The sequence below is a fragment of the Cytobacillus firmus NBRC 15306 genome, from assembly GCF_001591465.1.
Taxonomy (GTDB): Bacteria; Bacillota; Bacilli; order Bacillales; family Cytobacillaceae; genus Cytobacillus; species Cytobacillus firmus.
In genome coordinates, this window is record NZ_BCUY01000030.1 from 1 (window position 1) to 20,279 (window position 20,279).

22 protein-coding genes, 1 tRNA gene, 2 pseudogenes and 1 riboswitch are annotated in these 20,279 nt (G+C 39.6%); of the genes and pseudogenes, 9 read left to right on the forward strand and 16 right to left on the reverse strand.

The features are described from left to right. A pseudogene (locus BFI01S_RS10500) lies at nt 1-777 on the forward strand (hypothetical protein); the annotation flags it as partial. Between the two features lie 13 nt (nt 778-790). Beyond that, complete coding sequence (locus BFI01S_RS10505; RefSeq protein ID WP_061792582.1) at nt 791-1,078, forward strand: hypothetical protein; 288 nt, start codon at nt 791-793, stop codon at nt 1,076-1,078. Between the two features lie 89 nt (nt 1,079-1,167). Here the strand turns inward: BFI01S_RS10505 and BFI01S_RS10510 are convergent, their stop codons facing one another. The 3 genes from BFI01S_RS10510 to BFI01S_RS10520 all read right to left on the reverse strand — a co-directional run bounded on the left by BFI01S_RS10510 (nt 1,168) and on the right by BFI01S_RS10520 (nt 2,738). After that, a complete protein-coding gene (locus tag BFI01S_RS10510; RefSeq protein ID WP_235831156.1) occupies nt 1,168-1,437 on the reverse strand; it encodes a DUF3986 family protein in 270 nt (89 codons plus the stop codon). Between the two features lie 155 nt (nt 1,438-1,592). Further along, on the reverse strand, nt 1,593-2,084 hold the full coding sequence (locus tag BFI01S_RS10515; RefSeq protein ID WP_061792583.1) for an AraC family transcriptional regulator: 492 nt from the start codon (nt 2,082-2,084) through the stop codon (nt 1,593-1,595). Between the two features lie 123 nt (nt 2,085-2,207). Then, on the reverse strand, nt 2,208-2,738 hold the full coding sequence (locus BFI01S_RS10520; RefSeq protein WP_061792584.1) for a cell wall hydrolase: 531 nt from the start codon (nt 2,736-2,738) through the stop codon (nt 2,208-2,210). Nucleotides 2,739-2,966: 228 nt separating this feature from the next. Here BFI01S_RS10520 and BFI01S_RS22460 point away from each other — a divergent pair. Continuing rightward, nucleotides 2,967-3,110 (forward strand): annotated as a pseudogene (locus BFI01S_RS22460) (GNAT family N-acetyltransferase); the annotation flags it as partial. 98 nt (nt 3,111-3,208) lie between these two features. On the opposite strand, the gene add reads toward BFI01S_RS22460, so the two are convergent. The 6 genes from add to BFI01S_RS10555 all read right to left on the reverse strand — a co-directional run bounded on the left by add (nt 3,209) and on the right by BFI01S_RS10555 (nt 9,534). Beyond that, nucleotides 3,209-4,210 carry an adenosine deaminase gene (gene add, locus BFI01S_RS10530; protein WP_061792586.1) on the reverse strand — a complete coding sequence of 334 codons (1,002 nt, stop codon included), beginning with the start codon at nt 4,208-4,210 and terminating at the stop codon, nt 3,209-3,211. 55 nt (nt 4,211-4,265) lie between these two features. After that, a riboswitch (purine riboswitch) is annotated at nt 4,266-4,365 on the reverse strand. Between the two features lie 45 nt (nt 4,366-4,410). Continuing rightward, nucleotides 4,411-5,433, reverse strand: a complete 1,023-nt coding sequence (nadR, locus tag BFI01S_RS10535) for a multifunctional transcriptional regulator/nicotinamide-nucleotide adenylyltransferase/ribosylnicotinamide kinase NadR (RefSeq protein ID WP_061792587.1) — start codon at nt 5,431-5,433, stop codon at nt 4,411-4,413. Then, nucleotides 5,434-6,129, reverse strand: a complete 696-nt coding sequence (gene pnuC / locus BFI01S_RS10540; RefSeq protein WP_061792588.1) for a nicotinamide riboside transporter PnuC — start codon at nt 6,127-6,129, stop codon at nt 5,434-5,436. A 30-nt stretch (nt 6,130-6,159) separates the two neighbouring features. Beyond that, on the reverse strand, nt 6,160-6,924 hold the full coding sequence (locus tag BFI01S_RS10545; protein WP_061792589.1) for an NUDIX domain-containing protein: 765 nt from the start codon (nt 6,922-6,924) through the stop codon (nt 6,160-6,162). Between the two features lie 239 nt (nt 6,925-7,163). Further along, complete coding sequence (locus tag BFI01S_RS10550; RefSeq protein ID WP_061792590.1) at nt 7,164-8,138, reverse strand: bile acid:sodium symporter family protein; 975 nt, start codon at nt 8,136-8,138, stop codon at nt 7,164-7,166. A gap of 4 nt (nt 8,139-8,142) precedes the next feature. After that, nucleotides 8,143-9,534 (reverse strand): FAD-binding oxidoreductase, encoded by a 1,392-nt coding sequence (locus BFI01S_RS10555; RefSeq protein WP_061792591.1) that lies wholly within the window; start codon nt 9,532-9,534, stop codon nt 8,143-8,145. Between the two features lie 198 nt (nt 9,535-9,732). Here BFI01S_RS10555 and BFI01S_RS10560 point away from each other — a divergent pair, with 198 nt between their 5' ends. After that, entirely contained in the window at nt 9,733-10,428 is a 696-nt protein-coding gene (locus BFI01S_RS10560) for a FadR/GntR family transcriptional regulator (protein ID WP_061792592.1), read from the forward strand. Between the two features lie 23 nt (nt 10,429-10,451). Here the strand turns inward: BFI01S_RS10560 and BFI01S_RS10565 are convergent, their stop codons facing one another. Beyond that, complete coding sequence (locus BFI01S_RS10565) at nt 10,452-12,500, reverse strand: DUF4179 domain-containing protein (protein ID WP_061792593.1); 2,049 nt, start codon at nt 12,498-12,500, stop codon at nt 10,452-10,454. A gap of 164 nt (nt 12,501-12,664) precedes the next feature. Continuing rightward, the gene (locus tag BFI01S_RS10570) at nt 12,665-13,576 is read right to left on the reverse strand and encodes an SDR family oxidoreductase (protein WP_061792594.1); all 912 of its coding nucleotides are present in this window, start codon (nt 13,574-13,576) and stop codon (nt 12,665-12,667) included. Nucleotides 13,577-13,671: 95 nt separating this feature from the next. Here BFI01S_RS10570 and BFI01S_RS10575 point away from each other — a divergent pair, with 95 nt between their 5' ends. Together BFI01S_RS10575 and BFI01S_RS10580 are read left to right on the forward strand one after the other, a co-directional pair. Further along, nucleotides 13,672-14,640, forward strand: a complete 969-nt coding sequence (locus BFI01S_RS10575; RefSeq protein ID WP_061792595.1) for a helix-turn-helix transcriptional regulator — start codon at nt 13,672-13,674, stop codon at nt 14,638-14,640. 649 nt (nt 14,641-15,289) lie between these two features. Next, on the forward strand, nt 15,290-15,619 hold the full coding sequence (locus tag BFI01S_RS10580) for a hypothetical protein (protein WP_061792596.1): 330 nt from the start codon (nt 15,290-15,292) through the stop codon (nt 15,617-15,619). Between the two features lie 194 nt (nt 15,620-15,813). Here the strand turns inward: BFI01S_RS10580 and BFI01S_RS10585 are convergent, their stop codons facing one another. After that, complete coding sequence (locus BFI01S_RS10585) at nt 15,814-16,308, reverse strand: YehS family protein (protein WP_061792597.1); 495 nt, start codon at nt 16,306-16,308, stop codon at nt 15,814-15,816. Between the two features lie 178 nt (nt 16,309-16,486). After that, a tRNA-Sec gene (locus tag BFI01S_RS23025) sits at nt 16,487-16,583 on the reverse strand. 124 nt (nt 16,584-16,707) lie between these two features. Here BFI01S_RS23025 and BFI01S_RS10590 point away from each other — a divergent pair. Then, nucleotides 16,708-17,133, forward strand: coding sequence for a DUF2621 domain-containing protein (locus BFI01S_RS10590; protein ID WP_061792598.1), 426 nt, complete (start codon nt 16,708-16,710; stop codon nt 17,131-17,133). Between the two features lie 112 nt (nt 17,134-17,245). After that, nucleotides 17,246-17,740, forward strand: a complete 495-nt coding sequence (locus tag BFI01S_RS10595; protein WP_061792599.1) for a DinB family protein — start codon at nt 17,246-17,248, stop codon at nt 17,738-17,740. A gap of 49 nt (nt 17,741-17,789) precedes the next feature. Here the strand turns inward: BFI01S_RS10595 and BFI01S_RS10600 are convergent, their stop codons facing one another. From BFI01S_RS10600 to BFI01S_RS10610, 3 genes are all read right to left on the reverse strand, one after another. Next, complete coding sequence (locus tag BFI01S_RS10600) at nt 17,790-18,278, reverse strand: CcdC family protein (RefSeq protein ID WP_061792600.1); 489 nt, start codon at nt 18,276-18,278, stop codon at nt 17,790-17,792. Nucleotides 18,279-18,433: 155 nt separating this feature from the next. Continuing rightward, nucleotides 18,434-18,793: a response regulator gene (locus BFI01S_RS10605; RefSeq protein ID WP_061792601.1), complete on the reverse strand. Its 360-nt coding sequence runs from the start codon at nt 18,791-18,793 to the stop codon at nt 18,434-18,436. Between the two features lie 278 nt (nt 18,794-19,071). Beyond that, the gene (locus BFI01S_RS10610) at nt 19,072-19,779 is read right to left on the reverse strand and encodes a cytochrome c biogenesis CcdA family protein (RefSeq protein WP_061792602.1); all 708 of its coding nucleotides are present in this window, start codon (nt 19,777-19,779) and stop codon (nt 19,072-19,074) included. 317 nt (nt 19,780-20,096) lie between these two features. Here BFI01S_RS10610 and BFI01S_RS10615 point away from each other — a divergent pair, with 317 nt between their 5' ends. Beyond that, complete coding sequence (locus tag BFI01S_RS10615; protein WP_048009069.1) at nt 20,097-20,267, forward strand: aspartyl-phosphate phosphatase Spo0E family protein; 171 nt, start codon at nt 20,097-20,099, stop codon at nt 20,265-20,267. Nucleotides 20,268-20,279: the final 12 nt, after the last annotated feature.

A 20,279-nucleotide genomic window follows, 5' to 3' on the forward strand; every position in this document is an offset into this window, starting at 1 on the left:
GATTTTTCAATTCTTTATTATATTTTTCTAACAAAGTATTATTATTCTATATTATGGAAAAAAGGAGAATTTATGAAAATGTTCAAACGTAGTATTTCTTTACTAATGGTTGTATTGTTATGTTTTTCTATTATCAACCCGGCTTTAGCTAATGAAAGTCATGACCTTTCTTCGAATGTGGAAGAAGTGGCAGGATGGGAATTTGAATATGATAGTTTTGAAGAAATACCAGCAGAATTATTAGAGCTAGGATACTATTCCAAAGATGAGATAATTTATATTCCTGCCGAATATCAAAATCCATATCATCCTGATACAATTGGTACTACTTATTATCCATATGGTAATCCACAAGAGAGTGAATTTCAAACATTAGCAATTGGTGCAGCAGCAGGTATATATGTTATTCCTGGAATAGGACAAGTAGCAATAACTGTAACTGGAGCTCTTGTAATAGGTGGTGCTACAATTGCAGCAGGTTCATGGCTTTATAATAAAGTTGCTGCATATTTTGCAGAAAAAGCATATGAAAAGGCAAAGAAAGATGGTTCTAAGACATCAAATCACTCAACGCAATCGACCTCAACAAAATCGTCCTTACCTACAACAGGGAAGGCTTTATCTTCAAAGGATTTAAAAGATAGTAAAGGTGTAAAGCAGAGAAGATATTATGATAAAAATGGAAAGGCTGACTTAGATATTGATTACCGTCATGCTGGAAATTTTAAATTCCCACATAGACACACCTGGAAAAACGGAGTGAGAAGCGGGCATTAGGAAGGTGATATAAATGAATGGACAAAAAAACTTTGATGACGTTCCTGCGGGTGGGAGTATTAGCTATCAACAACTGTTAATGTATTTGGAACAAGGAAGAGAAATTGAATTTACTTATATGGATAAAGAATTTTTTATATCTAAATCGCCAGAAGGAAGAGCTATATGGAGTGGTCAAACAATGGTAAGTGAAAATTTTAGTGAAGATCATATCTCCCTATTAGAATTAACGAAAATAGACGGCACTTCTCTGGCCGATTTATTTAAACAAAATAAAATCGAAATTTCTACTGTATTTTAGACAAATTTGATAATATAAGGGAAGTCTTTTTAGAGAGGCTTCCCTTATTTTTAAATTTTTAAATTTAATCTGTCTTTAGATATGAAGTCTTATAATATTCCTTGTATTGTTAACCATTGTTCAAAATTCTTAGAACCATCATTAAAATCTAGTTCTTCAATTTCAACTGAAAAAATTCTTGTACCAAAGCCTTTTAGAGATATATCGTTTTCATGAATAGTTTTTTTTAGTCCATAAAAATGGAAATCAAAAAAGACGTCCCAGGTTGCTTGTGATTGTCTTTTAAGAGCAACAGTTTCTAGATCAAACCCTTTTTCATAATACCCTAAGTGCATATGGTATCTATCATCATATAACACTTTCAAGCACCCCCACCTTAAATTTCAAGTCTGAAAATCCCAACATGCAACAATTCAATTATTTATATTTTTCTTTTAAAGATGTGCTTAATATTCACTGGAAGCCATTTACATCTGCTAATAAATGTAGAATTTTATGTAAGATTATTGAGGTGCTACTCTGCATCAGAAATTCTTTTTCTGACTGGTACATATAAATCCACCTTGCATTTCCCTTCTGCATCTTCAGCAGGATTATTCATATTAAATTCAAGGTTATGTCTAACGTAATCCGGCTCATATCTACTATTTGGCAGCCATTCTCCAAACATGTACTGATAGGCATTATGCAATTTATCAGGGGTATCATAGAATGGATAGAGAGCGTAATCCCCTGCATCAATTTTTTTAAACATTATTTCCTGATGCTCCTCTTTATTAAAGCCTTCAGGAATAGTAACACAGGCATCGTGGCGGCAATCCTTGCTCTCCACCAGATCAGGATTATCCAATGATATGCCAATGAAAGATTCCTGCGGAGGATATAATCCATGATTGTTTGCCCATCCAATCAATCTTCCCCAATGATCCTGCGGCTCAAAATAACTTCCGGTGCGCCTGATATACGCTACTTCTGTTTCAGGCAATTTCTTAACAATGATCTCCATTTTAAGCATCCCCCTTATTGAATTATTTCCCTTGAGTTGTTTTCTCTATCTTTCTTAATATTCCTTCTCCAATTTCATTTTTTCTCCAACAAAAAAGCGCGCAGCTTTTATGCTGTACGCGCCTTATATAGCAAATGCATGGTTGCCTATTTTTTTCACAACTTCACGTGAAAAGATCCACTGGCTTGTGGCTGTTTCAGGGTTATAAAAATATAGGAACTCTTCGTTTTGCTCCTTGTCAATAAGAGCTGTCTCAACGGCCTTAACTGCTTCATTACTTGCCTGTTCATTGATTGAACCATTTTGAACAGGTTCGAAAGCATTCTTCTGATAAATAACATCTTTGACTGTATCCGGGAATTGTTCGTGCTCGACACGATTCAGAACCACGTCAGCAACCGCAACTTTCCCTTCAAACGGCTCCCCTTTTGCTTCAGCCTGTACAAGACGTGCAAGCAGCTTTTTTTCTTCCTCTTTGATGAAGCGATTATCAGTTGATGATGACTCTTTCACGTCAACCTCAACTTTTTTATATGTTAATGTTTCTGCAGCTTTCTGATCCACTGTCTCAGCATCAAAATGATCAGCAGGAAACATGCTATATGAACCCATAATAAGTGAAATGGCAGCAACAAATGTTACTAAATTTTTCATTTGTAAACCTCCTGTTTGTAGTTTTTAGGCAAAAACAGGCCATCTACAAGGCTAACAGGTTTACAGTAAGAACTCATTAGTGAATCAATGGGAGAATTACCAGTAAAGAAATATGAAAATTCAATTTGCTCTATTATTATTTTAAGATGTATATTATAGTATGCCTTGAAAAATAAATAATTAAAAAAATGGTTAACAGCCTGGAAAATGAATGAGGTGTTAAAATAATTGAAAGTGCTTGAAACAGATCGATTAATTCTTCGCAAGTTAACACCAGATGATGCAGCATTCATTCTCGAACTTTTAAACGAACCTTCATGGATTCGTTATATTGGCGATAAAGGTGTACGTACGCTTGAGGATGCTAAGAGCTTAAATTGTATGCATCCAAAAAATGAATTCTTGAGGTATATTTCGAGGTGTCTCCCCTCAACCATTAAAAATTTAGAATAGGGCAGACACCTTCTTTGTTAGATATCCATTAAATATTCCATGAGTTTTTCCTTTGTCCCTTCATCCGCAAAAGAAGCTTTCACACTATTTGTGTAAATTTGTTTATAATCCTCAGCACTCATAGCGAATTCCTTCGAAACAATATCACATTCCTTTGCCATTGTTGTATCAGATACCGTTCTGTTGTCCGTATTAACCGTTACTTTTATTCCATCCCGATGGAAGTCGTAAATTGGATGATCACTGAATTGGTTAACAGCTTTTGTTTGAACATTGCTGGTTGGGCACATTTCAAGCACTACCTGTTTTTCCTTTACAAGCCTATAAGCCTCTTCACAGTCTTTAATAAATACACCGTGTCCAATTCTTTCAGCCCCCAGCCATTCAACTGCCTCCAGCACATTTTGACCGATTCCCGTTTCACCGGCGTGGATGGTGACTTTATAGCCATATTCTCTGGCCAGCGCGATCGGTTCAATGAATTTTTCGCAGAACCCTTCCTCCTCGGAAGCACATAAATCAATGGCGACAACCCCTCTTCCAAGGAATTCCTTTCCCTTTTCGACTACCTCAAATGCACTTGCCACACTCATCGTTCTCATGCATGACAAAATGACATTTCCATTAATATCAAATTCTTCTTCAGCTTCTCTCATCCCTTCAATCACACTTTGGATGATTTCTTCTACGGATAATCCCTTTCGAGTATGAAGCAGAGGGGCAAAGCGGACCTCCATGTATTTCACGTTTTCCTTTGCTGCATCTTCAAAAAGCTCATAGGATATTCTTTTCAAATTTTCTTTTGACTGCATGACCAAGTTAGGAATGGAGAATCTTTTTAAATATTCATCCAGGGATTCGCAATCCAACGGGGCAATTAGTTCTTCTTTGATTTTTTCTTTATCAAAAGAAAGCAGGCTGATGCCTTCTCTCTTTGCGATATCAATGATGGTTTCTGGTCTGACACTCCCGTCCAAATGGCAGTGAAGTTCAATTTTAGGCATAATTGTAAAATTCATTTTTGGACCTCCTAGTTTTTTTCACAAAAAAAAATTCCTGATCACGAAGAAAATACAGAACATGTATCTTCTTCGTAATCAGGAATTATTGGTTCCTGGTAGAGACCTCCAAACCATATTATTGGAGTTATACGAATGAAAGTATTTCATTAGGTTTTTTAAAAGGATAAATAATATTATCTTTTTTGTCAATCACTTACTCAATTTTTTAACAGCTCTTCAATATGCCCTATAGCCCCCTGAAGCCGATTCTTGTAATCGCCGCTCAGGATTTTATAATCAATATTATGCTTTCTCAGCAGTGCTTTTAAGGCCTCGTTGTTTTGAAGTCTTACCTCATTCTCTCCATGAACCCGAAGTCCATCATCCACCCATTTCACATCAGGTTCAAGGTATAGCCACAGGTCATAATCCTGCAGACTTGCTATTTCATCCAGCACTGTCTGATGCTCATTGTTGTATAAGTTGGAGTAAAATTGAGTCACGATTGCCTCCGTGTCGATAAAAACAACCTTGTTCGCTTTTTCAATCGCCTTGATTTCTTCAAGCTTATGGCCATAGGCAATTTTGTGGTAATCTTCCTTAACCATAATCCCATCGCAGCCGCCTAATTCTTCACATACGGTTCGGCCATATTCCTCAACATAGGAAGTGTTGTAGATTTTAGCAAGATTTCTGGTCAAGGCAGATTTCCCGCAGCTTTCAGTTCCCACCACTACAACCTTTTTAACGAAATAAGGTTTAACAAAGTCAGGGATGTACTCCCAATAAAGAAATACGCCTTCATTACGGATTGCTGTTGCCGAAATATTCACATGTCCCCGATTGGGATCAATCAATTCGTGTTTGGCCTCTGGATAAAGTTCATTAAAAATATCGTTATATTCATATTCTGAACTAAATACATAATCAATGCGCTTTCCAATTGCCTTTTTTATATCCCTGGCACCCTCAGCCCAATTGTAATCTTCATTCCCCTGATCGTCTTTAATGGAAATGACCTTAACATGCGGCATATCTTTAGTTAATTGACTGAGCCAGCGCAAACGGATATGTGGCGGAATATAAGCCATTTTAGAATGCTCGCACAATTGCCTGTCACGCACTTCGCTATGGGACAGCACAACGTACAGTTCGTCAACGATGGATGAGGCCTGAACGATGGCATAGACATGGCCAAGATGCAGGGGAAAAAACTTTCCTCCAATAAACCCGACTGTCATTTAAACCCTCTCCTTATTCTGTATCACATATAATTTCCGCCAGTTAAAATAGCCATAAATACTGTTGACCAGGAAAGCCGTCCACATGACTAACATTGAAAAGTCATTGCCGTCCTGTGTGATGAGAGCACCCGCCCAAAGGATAATGGATAATACATTAACGGAAATCCATAGGAGCCATTGCTCTGCAAATCTCTTCAGCATCAATATTTGAGCAGTAATAGAAAGAACGTTTGTAGCTGAGTCCGTCCAGACAAAATTGCCTTCTAAATATTTAAGAAAAAAACCATATCCAATCGTAAGTACAACAATAGATACTACTGTATAGAGCCAGCCCTTTTTAGTCAGGCTTCTAACTTTCACATCTTCCCCATTAACATCCCGATTTGTTTTATGCTTTCTCCACAGATAAATTCCTATAAATTGAACCGGAAAATAAAACAGGGCATTGAGCATGGCTTCTCCATAAAGACCATAACCGTAAGCAATATAAGCATAAGTTAGGGTCTGAATGATGCCAAAGTAATAGTTGGCAATCTTCCCCTTTGCCACCAGCACCACACATAACATGCCGCTTATGGATGAAATCAGGCCAAGCAGTGAATCTGACCAGGCAAAGAAAAGATAAATGTTGACCAATGTAAATGTGATTAGCCATATAATTTCAAACCGCGTCCAGTTCTTAAAAATCCCCATGTGAATCTCTCCCCTTATATGACTTGCTTTTTACCCTTTCAGCTTATTTCTATATACGGACACAATCGGCTGAAAGTCATTAAAACGATAAAGCTGGGCCGGCGTCTTGGAATAACGGTTTGATTTCTTATGCTTTCCGTTTTCCGATACCGCTTTAATAAAAGGTAATGTCGGAGCTTTTCTGAAAAAGGCAGCATCAGTCGAGATCGAAGAATCATCCAACACCGTCAATAAGACCCCCTGAAGTTCAGAAAGCACAAATTCATCAGGAAGAAAATGCTTGGCCAGTGTTGTCAGCGCCATATCTTTTTTAATAAACCAAAGTGCATCATCGATAATAGTCCGATGATCAAATGCAAGATCAAGTTCAACTGCTTCTTCAAGTGAAAATAGCTCAATTTCAGATGCATCATACGTTTTTTTCCGGCTCCTTAATGCCGCTTCATTTGCGATAACATAATGTGCATTAGAGATTATCCATCCCCGCTGATCCCGGCCAGGCGAATCGTAGACACCAAAATGCTTTATTTTCAGTCCATCCACCCCGGTTTCCTCGGCTAACCTTCGCTCTGCTGCCTGAAACGCTGTCTCATAGGGACGTACAAATCCACCGGGGAGTGCCCACTTTCCTGCTTCCATGTTTGGATTTCCTTCATGGTCCAGTTCACTTCTTTTAATCAGCATGATTTTCAGCTCTTTTTTGGGAGGTTTATACTCTCCAACTTTTTCAGATGTGATTGTAAAAACCGCAATATCACTTGTATAACCGTCTGGTGTAATAAATTGATTCTTCAAACTGATTCACCTCTTTTTAATTAACATATTGTTAATTGTTTATTAAAATATATTCCATAATTTGCTGTTAGTCAAGATAGTTTTTCATTCATATGCAAAAATAAGCTGCCCATTTAATTGAGCAGCTGAAAAAGCGAGATATTTTCGTGTATACCTTAATTTTATTGAAAAGAAAAAGGTGCTTTTCCCCCTCAGTCATGATCGGATACACTGAAGGGAAAAAACACCTTTTTTCCTATTTACAACTTCACTTCAGCAGGACGAACTGACGTATCTTCTTCACTTTCAACAGCAGGTTTTTTTGACCAATAAGTTGCCAGAATCGGCCCTGAAATGTTATGCCAGGCAGCAGCCAGCACGCTTGGAAGAGCTGCCAGTGGACCAAAATGTGCAGTCGCAAGTGCAACACCTAAACCTGAGTTTTGCATTCCCACTTCAATGGCAATCGCTCTTCGGTTTACTTCTTCCTGACCAAGCACTTTTCCTGCAAAGTAGCCAAGCAGGAGTCCGAATCCATTGTGGAGCATGACGGCTGTAAAGATTAGAAGCCCTGATGCGGCAATGGTTGCCGAATTGCCCGAAACGACTGCAGCTACAATCGTGATAATCGCCGCTACCGAAATAAGCGGTAAAACAGTTAAGCTCTTTTCCACAGCCACAGGGAAAAATTTCTTGATTGCCAGCCCTAGAACAATTGGAACAATGATAACCTGGACAATAGACTTAAACATGGCAACAGCATCAACCGGCATCCATTGACCCGCAAGCAATAAGAGAAGCAGCGGTGTCATGATCGGTGCCAATAGAGTTGAAACGGAAGTCATGGCGATGGACAATGGTACATTTCCCTTGGCCAGATACACCATAACGTTAGAGGCGGTTCCCCCCGGTACACATCCGAGCAACACTAGGCCTGCTGCCAATTCTGCCGGCAAATTCAAAAGTTTCGCAATACCGAAAGCGACCAGCGGCATGATGATGAACTGTGCACAAACACCGATTAACACAGGCAGCGGTTTAGTAAAAATGATTTTAAAATCCACTGCCTTAAGTGTAAGCCCCATTCCAAACATGACGACACCGAGAAGGATGGTGATATAGCCCCCCAACCCTAAAAATGGGTCTGGAAACATAAAGGCAATAGCCGATGTTAAAATAACCCATACGGCAAAATATTTTCCAGCAATGGTACTGACCGCTTCTAATACCTTCATATCATCACGCTCCTTCTTTTGTCTTTAAGATTTTATTTGGATTAAAAAGGTTATCCGGATCCAGGGCATGTTTGATTTTTTCCATAACCTGAAGCGACTGTCCATGTTCTTTTTGCTGATACTTCTGCTTGCCTACCCCTACACCATGCTCACCCGTACATGTACCGCCCCGTTCGAGAGCATAGAGGACAATTTGTTCATTGAACTTTTCAGCTTTTGCCACCTCTTCGGGATTACTCATATCAATCATCAGGAGGGTATGGTAATTTCCGTCCCCCACATGTCCGACGATTCCTCCAGGAAGTCCCAGTGTATCGACCGCTTCCCTCGCATGGCTGATAGCGCCGGAAAGTTCTGAAATCGGTAAACAAACATCCGTCACCATCATTTTCTTTCCGGGATGGCCATGGATATAGGCATAGGCAAGGTTATGCCTGGCCTCCCATAAGCGATTTCTTGCTGCATTATCGGTTTCAAATTCAATATCGAGACAGTGATGGTCTTCGACTATTTCTCTTGTGAACGCGACATCCTGCTTCAAACCGGCTTCATTGCCGTGAAACTCCAAAAAGAGTGTTGGACTTTCGTTATAGTTCGTTTCACTGAACAGGTTCACCTGCTTCATGGATGGTTCATCGACAAGCTCAACCCTGGCAATCGGAACACCTGCCTGTAAAATGGAAACAACAGCTTCAACCGCATCGTTTAATGAAGGAAAAGAAGCTCTTGCCGCCGTCACATGCTCCGGAATTCCATATACTCTTAATGTCAGTTCCGTAAAGCAGCCAAGCGTCCCCTCAGAACCAACGAATAAACCATTCAAATGGTATCCGGATGAGGATTTAGCAGCTAAATTGCCTGTATGTATGATCGACCCATCAGCAAGTACCACTTCCAGATCACGCACCTGATCACGCATGACTCCATATTTCACAGAAGTAGTTCCGCTGGCATTCGTTGCCGCCATTCCGCCAAGCGTAGCATCTGCTCCCGGATCCACAGAGAAAAATAGTCCATATTTTTTCAATTCCTTGTTGAGCTGCGTGCGGGTCACGCCAGGCTGTACCCTAACAAGAAAGTCATTCTCACGTACTTCCAGAACTTTATTCATAAGCGAAAAATCAATCGTAATTCCATGTTCGTACGGTATCACATGCCCCTCAAGACTGGATCCCAGTCCAAAAGGAACAATTGGAACTTTATATTTGTTTGCCAGCTTCACAATTTCACTGACCTGCTGGGCCGTTTCCGGAAAAACAACCAGGTCAGGAAGACTCTCCATATGGTATGATTCATCCCTGCCATGCAATTCTCTTACTGTCTGATTTTCTGTCACCTGCTGCTCAGTAAGAAACTCTCTTAAAGCCTGCAGAAGGCTCATACTCGCTGTTTCCATCCTATACTCCTTCTTTCTTATTCGAGGAATTTGGTCAAACCAATGTTATAATTGGTCCAACAAGTTAAATTAATTATACTAACTTATCAGAAGAATTCAATTATTTATTTTATTATTTTTATAGTATTGATTAATAGATTTTAGGTCTGTTACATTTAGGAAAGTAAGAGAGGCCTATTTTGAAAGAGGGTACGGGGAATGGCAGAGAAAAAAAAGACCTATCTGGTTTTAGCAGATAAATTGATAGAATGCTATTTGGGAGGAAATCTTAAACCAGGTGAACGGCTGCCATCAGAAAGAGAATTGGCAGTTCAATTCAATGTCAGCCGGACAACCATCAGAGAGGCCCTCAGAACCCTGGAACTGAACGGGCTCATTGATATCCGCCAGGGAGGGGGAAGCTACGTTAAAGTCTCTGATATCCAATCAAACAAAGAAGAGATCATCACAGTTGTCAAAGCAGAAAACCCGCTGGTATTTGAAATGCTTGAACTTCGGCGTGCACTGGAAGCCGAATCCTCGTTCCTTGCAGCCAATAGAGCCACCCCGGCAGATCTGGAAAAGCTGCGTATTGCTTTACATAATATGGCGCTGTCCAAACAAGATCCCGAGTTAGGGTTAAAAGCAGATCTGGACTTTCACATCGGAATTGCCGAGGCAACCCATAATTCGATTTTCATTGAATTGATCCATACCCTCAAAGGACATATGGAAGAAACCATTAGAGCTACCCAGAATCATCGGTTCAAGGATTTGTCCCGTTACGGGGATACTATTAATGAGCATAGGGAAATTTATCTGGCTATTGCTTCTGGAAATGGGGATAAAGCAAAGGAATTGATGGAGGGGCATATTACGAAAATCAGGGCAGAACTGGTGGAGTCAATGATTTAATTAATAAGAAGCAGGCACCCCCTTCAGGTACCTGCTTCATCTTTTACGATCAGCTCAGTATCTAACTCTACTTCTTTATCCAAGTATTTAGTTGTATTATATCCGAATATATCCAGACTCTTCGGAACCACCTTATCCCCTTGTATCTTAAAGCTCTGGACTGTAAAGAAATGACGCGGCTGTTCAAGCTCTTCGTAAATGAAAGGTGTTTTATTCATATCGTATTCTTTTCCATTTTTATCAACAATGACTCCTTTATAATCCCCTTCCATTGAAATATCTTCTTCCTCAGTCACAATATTAAAATTAAGTGATTCATACGCTCGATTCTTAATTTCATGATTACTTATGATCACTATGCTAGGCTGTCCAACTTCAACCTTATCAATGGAAATGGTACTTCCCGCATATTCAAAGGTTTGCGGATATTCCTTCGAAACATTAAGGGCAATCGTTTTATTGTCTGTAATTGACAAATAAATATTATCGAATCGGACTTTGACTTCATCGGTTTCTTTTTCAAATAGTGGTTTAAAATGCGCCTGAAACTTGCTCCATCTCAAATCATTCTGTGCATGCACGTATGAGTTCCCGTATAAATCAGCTTCAGCTACTTTATTGTTGATTTCCAAATTTTTAAAATTGATCATGTCGATCCGCTTTTCCGGCTGTTCATTTTTGAGGCCATATTGCAGAATTGTCCCTGTTGGAGCAAGGATTAATTTGTCAATCAAGACTGCTGTCCCCTCAATTTCAACTTCTTCATTCAATGCATACTCGACAGAGGGTTTTTTTGTAACAGGAATGTCAAATTTCCAATCCCCTTCTTCGGGCACCATATTCACATATGAATCTGAGGCGTTTTGTTTTAATTTCAAAACCTTTTTTATATTGAGCTGAATGGTGGCTTTATTTTCTTTCACAGGCCTCAGACTCATTTTCCCATGATAAATGTTCTTTTCCTTTTTATTAAGATCTGACTCCATATCTGGCGGAATATACATAGGATAGGTATTTGCCACCATAATTTTCATTTCGTCCTCAATAAAAATGCCATCATCAATGTTAATCATATATTGATTGTTATCATTGGTATCTTCTATTTCATAAAAAATAAGAGTTTGAATCTCATCAGCAATCACACTCTTAATCTTTATTTTAATCCCATTGCTTTCAGCTTCCAGCCCAAGCCTTTCACCTAAATCCTCCTGAAGAAAAATGCGCAACTCCTGATTTTCTTCAGTCAATGAGTAATAGATACTTGAAAAAATCCCGGTGAAGAAACCTGTACACATGAATAAGACAAAGACACTTCCTGTAATAAATCCAATTCTTTTGCGTTTCTTCTTCTTCTGCTTAATTAAATGTTCCCTTTGTGAGACTCGTTCTTTTACGTTTTCCATGAAATCTGCAGGTACGCTGAATGTCTCAATGGTTTCAGAGAAGTTCAATATGGTTTCCTGCAGAGATGCCAGATCATCCTGGCAGTTATGACAATGATAGATATGCATTTCAAAATCGATTTTCCGCGGCCGTTCCAGTTTTCTTTCCAGGTAATTTACGTAAAGCTTTTGGTATTCATTGCAGCCCTGATAGTCATCTCCATTTCCCAATCCTTTTCTTAGTAATTGGAATCCCGAAAATAATAGCTCCTTTATTTGTTCAAGTGACATTTGGAGAAGCTGGGCTGTTTCCTCCCTGGAGATTCCTTTTATATATGTTAAGACCAGCACTTCTCTTTCCTGCTCATTTAACTGCTGTAATGCATGAAATACACTTTCCTCTGAAGCTTTTAAACTATTTTCAATAGAAAGCTCCCGGCAGATACGTATAAAAATAGATAAAACCCGCAGTTCAAAAGATGTGCTTTTCTTAAACTTTGGCAGCTCCTTATACACCTGTAAAATGGCACGATAAAGAAGCTCCTCAATTTTGAGTTGGCTCCCCAGATAGGACCAGCCGAGTATATAGAGGGATCGCTGATGCTGATCGAACCATGTAACAATGGATTCTATTTCTTTTACACTTATCGTCAAGGGTAAAACGGGGTTATTTTTTGCTGGGATGATCAAGACCTTTCTCCCCTCTATGCACCTAATTATTTAATTCACTTGGTTTAATTATAACGTTTAAAGTGATATTATTCACCAAAATTTGGATAAGAAAGTCATATTCCCTTAAACAAATAAAAAACTCCTTTCGCAGAGTCCTGCAAAGGAGTTTTCCCAATGAAAAGCTATCTATATCCCTCAGCATTGGCAGGCTTCCCTGCCTCCTGGACCTCAACCAAATATCTGAAAGCCTCCGGCTGAAAACCATCCAGATCATGAAAATGATACATTTTCGCCAGCTCCCCGCTTGAAAAGGATCCGCCGTTCAATCGTTTTTTATCAGGATCTTTTGCAATGGCACTAATTGCCCGTCCTATATACCTTGGTGTTTCAGAGATCACAAAATGGGGCTCCTTTTCGATGGCATCTTTCCAATTCTCCTCTGTGACTCCAAACACCTCGAGCATAATTTCCGAACGCATCCAACCGGGTGAAACAGCAACCGCGGTGCAATCATAAGCCGAAAGTTCGTGGGCCAATGCTTTGGCCATACGGATGACTGAGCTTTTGGCCAAGTCATAAAACAGAGACACCCGGTAGCGATTTTGATTATACTCTTCGGTTCCGTCTGTTACTTCGACTACTAATCCCCCTTTGTTTTTGATCAGAAGCGGAAGGGCATAATGACTTGTGATAATATGAGTATCAATCGCCAGACGAAGCATTCTCATCCCCTTATCGAGGGAATGCTCCCAGACAGGAATGTCCCATTCCATCAAATTTTCGCTCCCCCATATATCATTTACGAGGATATCCAGTCTTCCCTGTTCTTTCTCTATTCTTTCAATCAATGACTGCACCTGATCTGGTATAAGATGATCCACTTGAACAGCTATTCCGGTTCCGCCCAGCTCATTTACCAATTCAGCAGTTTCTTCAATGGTTTCCTTTCGTCCATATTCCGATATCTGATTTCGCGTTGTACGGCCTGTAACATATACCGTCGCCCCTGCTGCACCGAGTTCCATAGCGATGCCGCGGCCAGCTCCCCGTGTTCCGCCGGCCACAAGTGCTACCTTCCCTTTTAATGATGTCATTCTGATCTGCCCCCTTTTGTGTTATATGTATACTATAATCATTAATGTTGACATCTAATGTCATATTTAAAACTTTTTTATCAGGGGTGAACAGATTGCGCGCAGACAGACTCATTGCGATCGTACTATTGCTTCAAAATAACGAAAGAATGACCTCGAGGGAATTGGCAAAAGAATTAGAGGTAACGGAGCGGACCATACACCGGGATATGGAAGCCTTGAGCGCCGCTGGCATCCCTGTCCTGGCTGAACGAGGAAAATTCGGCGGCTGGAAACTGCTTGAGAATTACAGAACAAATCTGACCGGATTAAAAGCTGCTGAAATCAAAACACTGCTTCTCTCCCCCTCCTTTGAGCACCTTGCAGACCTTGGCATCAGCAATGATTGGAAAAAAGCACGACAGAAGCTTCTGGCGGCCATTCCTGCCCCACTAAAAGAAAGTGTGACGGACATTTCCAACCGTATTCATATCGATACCAGCACGTGGAGGGAAACACCACGGGAATTGAAGTCTTTTAGAATCGTCCAGCAGGCGGTTTGGGAGGAGAAAAAACTTCAGATTCAATACGAAAAAGCAGATAAACAGACAAGCGAAAGAATAGTTGAGCCATTAGGACTGGTCGCCAAAGGGAACACTTGGTATCTTATAGCTGCTTCTGATGCAAAGATAAAAACCTACCGAGTATCTAGAATAATTGATGCCGTGGTGATTAATGAGAACTTCAGCAGGCCGAATGACTTTGATCTCGCAGACTATTGGCAGGAATCAAAGCAGACATTCATTAGCAGCCTGCCTAAATTTGAGGTTGAAGTGGAGATTTCACCAGCCATTCTTCAGCGGATTAATTTTACTGGCCGATTTGTTCAGTTACTCCACACGGATTCGCCTAATGAAAATGGATGGATACCTGTAAGCCTTAGCTTTGATACCGAAAAAGAGGCACGAGAGTATATTCTTGGGTTTGGGAATCAGATTAAGATTGTACATCCTTTTTTCCTTAGGAAAAATGTGAGGGAGATGGCTGAGGGTGTTTTTGATTTGTATAAGGAAAATGGGGAATAGAAGAGAAAAGATTTCTCTAGATGACTAGCGAATAGGATCCCATTCCCCAAAACCGAGCCTCCATTATTTCTGAGGCTCGGTTTTTTAAAAAAGTTCTTTTCGTATAAATTGTTGTTTTTTCACCTATTAATGTTGCCCGTTGATTTCCGCTACAGGATGCTCGCTTTCCGCGGGAGTCTCGCACCTTCCGCTCCAATCAACTCAGTAAATAATATATACAAATAGCAACTGCCTTTAAAAAAGATGCATTACCTCTCAGAACTAAACGAATTATCTCAGACGGGTTCAGCACCATTGCTCCTGCAAAGAAAGCCAATTACACTTTTGAATATTGCTTTATATACCTAGGAAAGCGTTCACATAATTGTTGATAAGTTTTTAAAATTCAAAATTTAAATGATGCGAAATGTGGTATCATTTTCTCTGAAGATAATCCAATCGAAAAATCGTTACTCGAATCTCCTTAAACTCCACTCAAAATCTCCCAATTAAAACAGTGATCCTTAAATCCCTTGGTCAAAATCATCTCTCATACTACTATCTCAATCATAATTTCCTATAAGTATATAAATGTGAAAGGAGTGGTTTGCCATGTAAACAACACACAGCACCCCTAAAAAACAATTTAAATTTGAAGGAGGATTATTAAATGGGTCATGAAATATATGGCTGGAATAAAGCAAGGGAAGAAATAGCTTATGCCCGTTTTAGCATGGGGAATAGCAATGCCATACTGCTGTACGGTTTACTTGATGCAAATCAGTTCTATGCTGGAGTTAGTGGATCAGGTAAAAGTTCGATTTTCTCGTTACAACAATTTGAAAAGGCTTTGAATGAATATAAAAAACTTTTTAATACTAGTGCTTCACTGGTAGAAAGTGATTGTACATCTTGGGACCAAAAACAGATCCTGCATTTTATCCAAAACTGTTTGGCAACAGCACAGAAAGAAAAAAGTGTGGAAGTGTATTTTGGCTAATGTTTTAAAAAAATGAAATAAGGACTTTCCTCTAAGCCCAATCTTGTGGTAATCCCCTAATTCACCCTCAGTCTTTAACGTAATAACTATTTCTCTAGATGACTAGCACATCATTCTCAGACTGGCTCGCATTATTCCAAAACCGGGCCATAATCATTCTTTGGCCCGGTTTTTATTATATTGCCTGCCTTACCTTATCCCCTATACTTGATCGTTAGTCCTTTTAAGAAGTTTCTGGCAAAATTGTCTAAGCAAACTTTATATTTTTTATGTCCTTCTTTTCTTAAAAAAGCTCCGAGTTCGCCTTTTGATACGTTTAATCCAGCTTTTTTGAATACATCTATCATGTCCTCTGTCGTTAAGGACAAGGCGATTTTGATTTTCTTTAAAAGGATATTGTTTATGTTTGTATTATTTTCAATGGACGGTTCCGGCAAATTAGTCTGACCGGGTTTTGGCTCCTGTTTACCTCTTTTATAGATAATAAGGCCATTCAAAAATGAATTTAACATACTATTCGTCAATCTTATTTGACTGTCACTTTCTTCTTCATCATCAGACTTTTTGAGGATCCTTACCACCTCAGGTACAGACACTTCCGCTCCTCCAAGTTTAAAGATCTCTGCCATTTCACTATTTTTGATTTCTAACGCATATCTCAATCGAATTAATATATCATTATTGTCCATGATTTTAATTTCCTCCTAATTTGATGCTCTTTGCTGCTTAACTATCTTCAGTCTATCATCACAATAGCATCATAATACATAGAAAACAGAAACAATTATCTTTGATTACCTAAAAAGAATATATGAATGGCACAAAAAACCGCACAGCATCCCACTATGCGGAAATCATATGTATTGTTGGCGGGACCGCCTGGGAATCGAACCCAGCTGACCTGGCACGCAGGTCACAAGCGGTTTTGAAGACCGTGGGGGGCACCAGCACCCCAATCAGCCCCATAAAGACTCTTCCTATTATAAGGGCAAATGGTGCTGCTTTCAAGACTTATGCCTGCTTTCTTGTCGTTTCGCGGGACAAGGCTTATAATAAGAACAGGAAAACATGTGTGTAGGTGAAGGAAAATGCTAGAAGGCTGGTTTATGTATTTTATATTGTTCTGGGTTGTCATTCTGATTTCGTTCTTTGCGATTGGCGGCTTTTTTATGTTCCGCAAGTTTTTAAAGCGCATGCCGAAAGAAGATGGCAAATCGGATCTGGATTGGGAAGAGCATTATGTCAATGAAACGCGGCATCTATGGCAGCAGAGGGAGAAGGATCTGCTGGAGGATCTCGTAAGTCCGGTACCGGAACTCTTCAGGGATGTAGCAAGAATGAAGATTGCCGGTAAAATTGGAGAACTTGCTGTAAAAGAAAAGGCAGATCAAATTGACCAGGACCTCCTGATTCGCGGCTATATTCTAGCCACGCCGAAACGGGACCACAAATTCCTGCGCAAGAAATTGACAGAGAAACAGATAAGCATGACACCATATGAACATTTGTTCTAAACCATTTCGGAACACCGGAATGGTTTTTTATTTTTTCCGCCTTTAAGAAGGATACTCACCACCTTTATTGAATAGAAATGGAGAGTAACTCTATTCAAAAAGGAGTAATCCAATGACTACAAAAGAAGTCTTATTAAAACAGCTATCCGCCTGCCTCGACCAGCCCAATTGGTTTGTCCCGTTATCAGCTGCCATCGGAGGATTATCAGCAAAAGAAGCATCTTTCAAGTCAGGAACCGCCAATTCCATCTGGCAGATCGTCACCCATCTTACCTTCTGGAATGACCGCTATCTATCAAGATTCAAAGAATTGCCGCTCGCCCAAACCCATATCGCCAATGACGAAACATTCAGCACCAATGAATCCGTTACTGAAGAGGATTGGCAATCTGCCATAAAAGCTCTTCAAAACGTATTGTCTGAGTGGATCAAAGCCCTGGAAGAATGCAGTGAAGAAAATCTTCTCTCATCCGCCTATAAGGAACCGATCGAATCCTGGTCGTCTGTAATTTCAAACTTAACCATCCACAACGCCTATCACATCGGTCAAATCGTAGAAATCCGGAAAATGTATGGACTATGGGATCCCAAAAATGGAGTCCATTAATTAACAATGCAAAAGCCGCCGAGCAAAATAACCGGCGGCTTTCATTCTATTAAGTTGTTTTGGGATTCCCCGTTCCATTCAGCTCCTGATGAAGCTTACGATAATTCATATACATCGCAATTCTCCACGGTACAATCATCGAAAATGCGAGAATCCAGAACATGCCGCTCAGCTGACCATAGTCGATTGTTGAGCTAAGAACTATTTTTCCAATGATGCGGATTACAAGCAATCCTATTAGTATAAAAGCAAATGCTTTGGAGCGCTTCAGATAAATTTCGCTGTCCCTGATTTCAAAGGAGGATGTTTTAATTAAAAGGATGGAAAACAGCAAACCAACTGTGGCTGCTTCCAGGAACTCCATTGGAGTAACGCGAAAATAAGGAACGGTAAACATAAGAGCACCTGTGCTCATAAAAATCGGCGGCAAGATGATTTTCTTAGCGGAAGCCGGCTTTTTTGCAGCCTTCATGCGAATGAACATCGCGAAGATTGCCATAAATACGGCACCGATTGATGAAATTAATACAAAGTCCATTCGATTTCATCCTCTAGTTCATTTGATTACTAACCATATTATATCTTAATAGGCTTGATTAAGGTACTCAGAAGGATAGAAGTTCATCAAAAAAAAAAGCCACTCCAGCTGATACCCGGACACATCCATATGTCCAGGGTACCCTGAGTCTGCTCTTAACTTAATACCCGATTTACCGCTTCTAATACACGGCCTTCATCAAATGGTTTTATGATAAAATCCTTCGCGCCGGCTTCAATGGATTCAACCACTACCTTCTGCTGGCCCATGGCTGAACACATGATAACTTTTGCATGAGGGTTGTCCCTCTTAATTTCCCTGACAGCCTCAAGGCCGCTCATTTCGGGCATCGTGATGTCCATCATCACCAGATCTGGCTTCAGATTTACGAAAAGGTCCACGGCTTCCTTTCCGTTTTCCCCTTCTCCCACTATTTCATGGTTATCTTTTTTCAGAATGCTGCTCAGGGTAACCCTCATAAACTTAGCATCATCTACTATTAAAATTCTCGCCACCGCTGTTTCCCCCTTGTAGTGCATTGGAAGCTATATTTCTATTATACTACATATATAGTAAAAAATACCCATAATAACTATTATTAAACATCTGGCTAAAAAAATCATTCCTTTAGGGAGATACATTAATCCACTCTCAAAGAACACATATTTCAATATATCGAACTATCAGATAAATTTCAATTGAAAGAATATGACAAATTTCGACCACCAGTCATAGCCCTTTTTCCTTAAAACATAAAAAGGGGCACATTCCCAACTTGAATGTGCCCCTGCTTTTAGAAACCAGTAAATCCGCCAAATAACGGTGAAAGGAAAATAATGATTTTTGTCATCCAGTCAAAGAATAAAACCACACCCATGATCATCATCAATACACCGCCTATTTTCATAATCTTGGCGCTGTTTCGCCTGATCCATTGCATTTTTCCGATGAAGAAGGAAAGAACAAAGAACGGTATAGCAAAGCCAAGAATATAGGCGATCATGTAAACCATTGCCGAATTAGGATTTGTGACTGCTAATGACCACACCGCCCCTAATATTGGACCTGTGCATGGGGTCCAGCCTGCTGCGAATGCCATTCCGATCAGAACAGATCCTAGAAGGCCTGATGGACGGTTCTTAAATTCAAACCGCCTTTCTTTCATAAGAAATTCGGGCTTAATAATGCCTACAATTAATAATCCAAAGATAAATACAAAGATAGCGCCAATTTGCCTGATTAAATCCTGGTATTGCTGAAAGAACTGACCAAGCAAGGTTGTGCCAAACCCAATTGCGATAAAAATGGCCGAAAATCCGATCAGGAAGAAGAGTGTATGAAGCATGCTCCTTCTCTGCATCATCGCATTTTCTTCTTTAATCTCCCCTACAGACATTCCGGTGATATACGATAAAAAAGCCGGATATAATGGCAGGCAGCAAGGTGAAACAAAGCTTAAAAACCCTGCCCCTAATGCAATAAATACATTCAAATCTGTCATAGTCACAACTCCTGATACTCATTCATTCCAATTTCATTCTAACAAATCCCATATAGAAAAGATAATGGATAGTATGTGAACATTTTGTGTCACTAGCTGTTACTAAAATTCATATTAATTTTCAACCTAAAACATGTAATTTTAATGTAAATGTTACTAAAGTTTAAAACAAGTTTCTTTTGAATTTATTACCATAATTCGATATACTAGTATAGATCTTAACAAATTCTGTTATTATCTTTCAGCTTTTGACATGGATTCAAATTTGCAGAGTTTAGCTTACATATAAGAAATGATCAGAGAGGAACTATCCGGCCATGTGTAAACAGGAACTGCTTACATTAATCGAACAAAAAAGAACAGAGTTAATTCAAGTGGCCATGAAAAGCGGCTTAAGCTCTGCCGCAGCAATCCGATACAGCCAGGAATTGGATGCCCTATTAAATGAATATAACCGTAGCTTCATAAAAAAAGTGCAGACACATTAAGAAACAGCCATG